We start from the raw sequence: 6101 nt of genomic DNA on the forward strand, positions 1-6101 counted from the left end.
AGCCGACGTCGCGCGCAGCCTCATGGAGACATGCTAAAGGATGAGCGCGCAAAGGGAAGCCAAATCCTCTCGACGCGTGCGCCGCGCAACGGCCGCCGTCTGCCTGCTCGTTCTGGCCGTGGCGGCGCCGGCGCGCGCCCAGGAATGGGTCGCCGGCGCGAAATCCCAGGCGCGGCTGGTCGACGGCGGCGTCCATGACGGCGCGCGCTACGCCGGCGCGCAGATCCGCCTGTCCGGCGAGGCGGTGACCTATTGGCGCGATCCCGGCGAGGCCGGCGTCGCCCCGACTTTCGATTTCGCCGGCTCCGACAATGTCGGCGAGGCCGAGGTGGTCTATCCGCAGCCGGAGCGGATCGACGAGGCCGGCCAACAGGCCTTCGGCTATCGCCGCGACGTGGTGTTTCCGATCCGGGTCGCGCCGGTCGATCCCAAGAAGCCGATGAGTCTGGCGCTGAAGCTCGATTACGCCGCCTGCGAAAAGATCTGCGTGCCCGCTCACGCCCAGCTCAGCCTGACCCTGCCGCCCACACCGCAGGCGGCGGAAGCCGCGCTGCTCAATGAGGCCTTGCGGCAGGCCCCGAAAATTCTGGAGCCCGAGGCGGCGGCGCAATTCGCCTCCGTCGCGCCGGCGCCGCCCGCCGGCGGCAAGCCGCAATGGCGGGTGCGCGTCACCGGTGGTGACGCCCGCGACCTGTTTGTCGAGGCGCCGACCGGCTTCTATTTCGACGTGAAGCCGGAAGACGGGAAAAACGCCTTCCTGCTCGTCCTCGCCGAGCATCCCGGCAAGAAGACGCGGCCCGAACTGCCCCTGCGCATCACCGTTTCGGGGCCGGCGCCGGCAGAATTCGATCTCGCCTTGCCGCCCGCGAAAAACTGAAGCGGATCTCCCAAGCATGTCCCGACTGGATTTCACCAGCCACCGCCTCTGCGTGGACGCGGCGCTGCACCAGGGCGCGCAGGTCGAACTGACCCGCGAACAGGCCAATTATCTCGTCAATGTGCTGCGGCTCGGCCAAGGCGCGCGCCTGCTGGCATTCAACGGCCGCGACGGCGAATGGCGCGCGGCGCTCGAACCCCAAGGCAAGAAATCCGTCTTTCTGCGCCTCGAAGAACGGACCCGCGCGCAGGAAGGCCCGCCGGACCTGGATTATATTTTCGCGCCGCTGAAACACGCGCGGCTCGATTATATGGCGCAGAAGGCCGTGGAAATGGGCGCGCGGCGGCTGCGCCCGGCGCTGACCCGCCGCACCCAGGCCAGCCGCGTCAATCTCGACCGGATGCGGGCCAATGTCGTCGAGGCCGCCGAACAATGCGGCCTTCTCGCCCTCGCCGAAGTGCTGCCGGAGGAGCGGCTGGAGGCGATCTTGAGCGACTGGCCGCAGGACCGGCTGCTGATTTTCTGCGACGAGGCGGCGGAGATCGCCGATCCGCTCGCGGCGTTGCGTGCGGCCGGCGCGGGTTTCGCCAAATTCGCGGTGCTGATCGGGCCGGAAGGCGGCTTCGACGATTCGGAGCGCGCGCTGCTGGCGCGCGTCGCGCCGGTCGCCCGGCTGTCGCTCGGTCCCCGCGTGCTGCGCGCCGACACCGCGGCCGTCGCGGCTTTGGCGCTGGTTCAGGCCGCGCTCGGCGACTGGCGGGGCTGACGCAAGGGGCAGGATCCAAGACGGCCAGATCCTGGACGACATGATGTCGCCATCATGTTGGGGTCAAAAAAGCGATCCTTTCCAGAGAGATTCGGGATGACCGCCCAAAAGCAAGAAAAGCCGGCCCCCCTTCGTCTGATCGCCTGCGCCGCCGTGGCGCTCGGCCCGCTCTTCGCTCCCGCGGCCGCGCTGGCGGGCGATCATTATTTCCGCTTCGCCCCGCCCGAAGCCTTTCCCACGCCTTTCGCCCATGGCGAAACCCGCATTCCGGCGGCGCGCCCGGCCGCCTCCAACTCCGCCCAGGCCAATTACGATTCGGAACACAATGCGGACCCGTCCGGCCCCCAAGGGCGCATCAGGCTGCGCCCGATGAATTTCGGCGGCTTGTGACGGCGCCGGCCGATCAGTACACGCAGGCGTCGAAAGCCCGCGCGACATCGCCTTTCCAGTCGCCATGATAATGCGCCAGCAGCCTCCGGGCCCGGCTTTTCCCTGAAACGGCGATTTCTTCCAGCACGTCAAGATGGATGGTTTCGTCGCGGCCTTCGGCGTCGAGCCGACGACGGCGCGCGAGGCCCGCTCGCGCCAGCGCCAGAATGTCGCGCGCGAGGTCCTGCGCGCTGCGGGCGCCGACGCGCGCCGCCAGCCCCTCGCGCGGCGCCGCCGCGCGCAAGGCGGCGCGGTCCTCGTCGGTGAAATCCCTGACCAGATCCCAGGCGGCGGCGCTGGCGTCACGGTCATAGAACAGGCCGGCGCAAAGCGCGGTAAAGGCCACGATATGAGTGCGCGGACCGACATCGGCGCCGCGCATTTCGAGATAACGCTTCAGCCGCACTTCCGGGAAAATGGTCGAGAGATGGTTGGCCCAATCCGAAATGGTGGCGAATTCGCCCGGCATTTGCGGCAGCCGTCCCGCCAGCAGGTCGCGGAACGAGGCGCCGGCGACATCGTGATAGATGTCGCCGCGCTTGACGAAATAGAGCGGCACGTCGAGCGCGTAATCGACATAGCGCTCGAAACCCATGCCGTCCTCGAACACGAAGGGCAACATGCCGGTCCGGTCCGGATCGGTATCGGTCCAGATCTGCGAGCGCATCGACTCGAAGCCGTTCGGCTTGCCGTCGGTGAAGGGCGAATTGGCGAACAAAGCCGTGAAAATGGGCTGGAGATTCAAAGCCAGCCGCATTTTGGCGACCATATCCGCCTCGGAGGCGAAATCGATATTGGTCTGCACGGTCGAGGTGCGAAACATCATGTCGAGGCCGTGGCCGCCGACCTTGGGCATGTAGCGCGCCATGATGTCATAGCGCTGCTTGGGCATGACGGGCGTCTCGTCGCGCCGCCACAGCGGGCTCATGCCGAGATCGAGAAAGCTGACGCCCAATCGCGCGCAAAGCGGCGCGAGCGCGGCGAAATGCGTGTCCAGCTCGGCCTTGGTCTGATGCGAATCGTCCAGCGGCGCGCCGGACAATTCGAACTGCCCGCCGGGCTCCAGCGAAATGGCGCCGCCGCCCTCCGGGTCGAACAGTCCGATCAGCGCGCCCGAATCCTCGATCGGCTCCCAGCCGGTCGCGGCGCGCAATCCGTCCAGCAGCGCACGGATGCCGCCCCGGCCGAGATCGGGGCGGCCGTCATAGGGAACCGGCCGCCGGTCCGAGCAATAGAACGGGATTTTCTCATGCTCCGTCCCGATCCGGAACGGACCCTGCGGCTTGCAGCCCGCCGCGAGCCAGCCGACCAGTTCGTCGCGCGACGAGATGCGGTTTTCATCGACTAGATCACGGGCCATGGGCGGCTTTCAAACAATGTCGCAGCGACGGAACGGACGAAGACGCAGGCGACGACGAACGGGCCGGCCTCACGGACCGATCGCGCGCAGCGCCGCCATTCTCCCTTCCGGCGATGTTCTCGATAAAACGATGCGGCGGAAGCCGCAATCGCGGGTGGTTCGGTTCGTGGCCGCCTGGCCTTTCTTCACCGCAAGGACAAGCTTGCGCAAGACAGGTTTGCGAAGGACGGCCGCTGGCGCGGCGAGGGACTTCGCCGCAACCTGCTCGATAATAGCATGAATTGCGCCAGACAAGAGGCTCCGACGCTTATTGAGAATTCTAAGAACGCCAGCCTTTGAAAGGGACCGGTGGTTTCTGCGCCGACGGGCGCAGCGCCGGCCGACGCCGGCGGGCGTCTTTGCCGCCGACTTGTCGGCAGAAAAGGCAAACAGAACAAGCGCTGCGCGCCCTCAATCGGCCGCCTGATCCACGATATCCTGGCTCTCCGGCGTCAGGCCCTTGGACTTGCCGACCGGCTTGACCAGCGGCTCCGGGTTGAAGCGCGGCTGGTCGGGCGAGAAGAACGGCGGCGGCGCCCCGCCCGCCTGCTGGATCGCCAGCCGGTCGAGATCGCGCTGGCGCGCGGCCTCGACCGCCTCGCGGCCCGCCGCCGGATCGCCGCGCAATTCGGCGATGGCCGCGCCGCCGAAGCTCAAAGCCGATTCGAGCGTCTCGCGGATCTGGTAATCGGCGCCGCGCTCCAAGAGGTCGATGGCGTGGATGCGATCATAGGCGCGCACGAAGACCTTCGCGGTCGGGAAATTGTCGCGCGCCAGCGCCAGAATGCCATTGGCGATCTCGCGATTGCCGACGCCGATGGCGATGATCCGCGCCTCGCCGGCGCCGGCAGCGCGCAGCACGTCGAGCCGGCAGCCGTCGCCATAATAGACCTTGAAGCCGAATTTGCCGGCGTCGCGGATGCGCTTGACCGAGGTGTCGATCACGGTGACGTCGATGCGCTCCAGCAGCAGCGGCTGCACCGCGATCTGGCTGAAACGGCCGAAGCCGACCACCAGCACCTTGCCGCGCCGCTCCTTGGGGATCGACGGCGGCGGCGCGTTTCGGGCGTCCTGCGCCGCGTCATCGGCCTCCGGCGCGTCGCGCTCCAGCCGGGCGGCGAGCTGTTCCGCGCCCTTGGCGAAAAAGGGTCCGGCGACCATGGTGATCGCGGCCAAGGCCGACAGCAGGCTGGAATCGGCCTGCGGCATCAGATGGGCGCCGGCGGCGAGCGGAAAGATGGCGAAGGAAAATTCGCCGGCCGGGGTCAGCACGCCCGCCGCGCTGAGCGATTCGCGCGCGCTCGAGCCCGTCAGCCGGAACAGCACGAAGACAATGGCCGTCTTGGCGCAGAGAATGACCAAAGCCGCCCCCGCCAGCAGCCCGAGCCGGGCGCCGACCAGATGCGTGTCGACCGACATGCCGACCGACATGAAGAACAGGCCCATCAGCAAGCCGCGAAAGGGCTCGATATCGGCTTCGAGCTGGTGGCGGAAGTTGGATTCCGACAGCAGCAGGCCGGCAAGGAAGGCGCCCAGCGCCATCGACATGCCGACGGCTTCCATCAGCACCGCCGCGCCGAGCACGATGAACAAAGCCGCCGCCGTGAGGATTTCGCGCGCCCCCGCGCGCGCCAGCAGGCGGAACAAGGGATTCAGCGCGTAATGGCCCGCCAGGATGACGAAGGCCAGCGCTGCAAAAGCCTGCGACAGATTGATCAGCGCGTCATGCATCGAGCCGGCGAGCGAGGCGGAAGCGCCTGCCGCCCCGGAGCCGAGCAGCGGGATCAGCGCCAAAGCGGGCGCGACGGCGATGTCCTGCGCCAGCAGGACGGCGAACACCCGACGGCCATAAGCGGCCTGCGTGTCGCCGCGCTCCTCCAGCAATTGCATGGCGATGGCGGTGGCGGAAAAGGCCAGCGCCAGACCCGCGGCCAGCGCGCCGAACAGGCCGAGATGCAGGAATCGATGCGCCGCATAGGCGAGCGGCGCGGCGGTCAGCACCATCTGGCTGACGCCGACCAGGCCGATATCGCGACGCAGGGCGTAGAGCCGCTGCGGCTTCAGCGACAGGCCGATGAGGAAGAGCAGCAGGACGACGCCGAGCTGGGAAATGTTCAGCGTCATCTTCGGCTCGGCGATCAGCCCGAGGCCCGAGGGACCGATGGCGACGCCGGCGGCGAGATAGCCGATGACGGAGCCGAGCCCGGCGAAGCGGAAGGACGGCGCGAAGACGATCGCGGCGGCGAGTAGGATCAGGATCGGGACGAGGAAGCTCGTCTCGCTGCTCAGTTCCGGCATGGGATCCGCGGAATGGTTTCGAGGGGACGGCGATTCACCGCGCCGGCGACGCCTTAGGCAAATATAGAGGCGAAAGCGCGGCGCGGGAAGCCCGTCCTCGATTTGCGCGGGACGCCCGCGCTTGACATCGCAGCCCCCCGCGCTCACAAGCTTTTTCAGGTCAAGGCCGTTCCGAAAGGTCCCCGGATGAGCGTAAAGCCCAGCCTGAACGTGTTTCTTTGCGCGCCGCGCGGCTTCTGCGCCGGCGTCGTGCGCGCGATCGACATTGTCGAACACGCTTTGCGCAAATTCGGCGCCCCGGTCTATGTGCGCCACGAAATCGTGCATAACCG

General features: G+C 67.7%; 5 protein-coding genes and 1 pseudogene. 4 read left to right on the forward strand and 2 right to left on the reverse strand.

Annotation, left to right across the window (positions count from 1 at the left end):
* Positions 1-40 precede the first annotated feature (40 nt).
* From ACE3S9_RS13330 to ACE3S9_RS13340, 3 genes are all read left to right on the forward strand, one after another.
* Positions 41-877 carry a protein-disulfide reductase DsbD domain-containing protein gene (locus ACE3S9_RS13330; RefSeq protein WP_374546957.1) on the forward strand — a complete coding sequence of 279 codons (837 nt, stop codon included), beginning with the start codon at positions 41-43 and terminating at the stop codon, positions 875-877.
* Positions 878-893: 16 nt separating this feature from the next.
* On the forward strand, positions 894-1643 hold the full coding sequence (locus tag ACE3S9_RS13335) for a 16S rRNA (uracil(1498)-N(3))-methyltransferase (RefSeq protein ID WP_374546958.1): 750 nt from the start codon (positions 894-896) through the stop codon (positions 1641-1643).
* Positions 1644-1739: 96 nt separating this feature from the next.
* Positions 1740-2033 carry a hypothetical protein gene (locus ACE3S9_RS13340; RefSeq protein WP_374546959.1) on the forward strand — a complete coding sequence of 98 codons (294 nt, stop codon included), beginning with the start codon at positions 1740-1742 and terminating at the stop codon, positions 2031-2033.
* A 13-nt stretch (positions 2034-2046) separates the two neighbouring features.
* On the opposite strand, the gene ACE3S9_RS13345 is transcribed toward ACE3S9_RS13340, so the two are convergent.
* Both ACE3S9_RS13345 and ACE3S9_RS13350 read right to left on the reverse strand, forming a co-directional pair.
* Entirely contained in the window at positions 2047-3432 is a 1386-nt protein-coding gene (locus ACE3S9_RS13345) for a glutamate--cysteine ligase (protein ID WP_374546960.1), read from the reverse strand.
* A 450-nt stretch (positions 3433-3882) separates the two neighbouring features.
* Entirely contained in the window at positions 3883-5769 is a 1887-nt protein-coding gene (locus ACE3S9_RS13350; RefSeq protein WP_374546961.1) for a monovalent cation:proton antiporter-2 (CPA2) family protein, read from the reverse strand.
* Positions 5770-5955: 186 nt separating this feature from the next.
* On the opposite strand from ACE3S9_RS13350, the pseudogene ispH reads away from it, so the two are divergent.
* Positions 5956-6101: pseudogene (gene ispH / locus ACE3S9_RS13355) on the forward strand (4-hydroxy-3-methylbut-2-enyl diphosphate reductase); the annotation flags it as partial.

The sequence above is a fragment of the Rhodoblastus sp. genome (genome assembly GCF_041915505.1).
Lineage (GTDB): Bacteria > Pseudomonadota > Alphaproteobacteria > Rhizobiales > Beijerinckiaceae > Rhodoblastus.

Coding starts and splice junctions, on each gene's coding strand:
- ACE3S9_RS13345 (WP_374546960.1), bottom strand. CDS start 3,432: ATGGCCCGTGATCTAGTCGATGAAAACCGCATCTCGTCGCGCGACGAA.
- ACE3S9_RS13330 (WP_374546957.1), top strand. CDS start 41: ATGAGCGCGCAAAGGGAAGCCAAATCCTCTCGACGCGTGCGCCGCGCA.
- ACE3S9_RS13340 (WP_374546959.1), top strand. CDS start 1,740: ATGACCGCCCAAAAGCAAGAAAAGCCGGCCCCCCTTCGTCTGATCGCC.
- ACE3S9_RS13350 (WP_374546961.1), bottom strand. CDS start 5,769: ATGCCGGAACTGAGCAGCGAGACGAGCTTCCTCGTCCCGATCCTGATC.
- ACE3S9_RS13335 (WP_374546958.1), top strand. CDS start 894: ATGTCCCGACTGGATTTCACCAGCCACCGCCTCTGCGTGGACGCGGCG.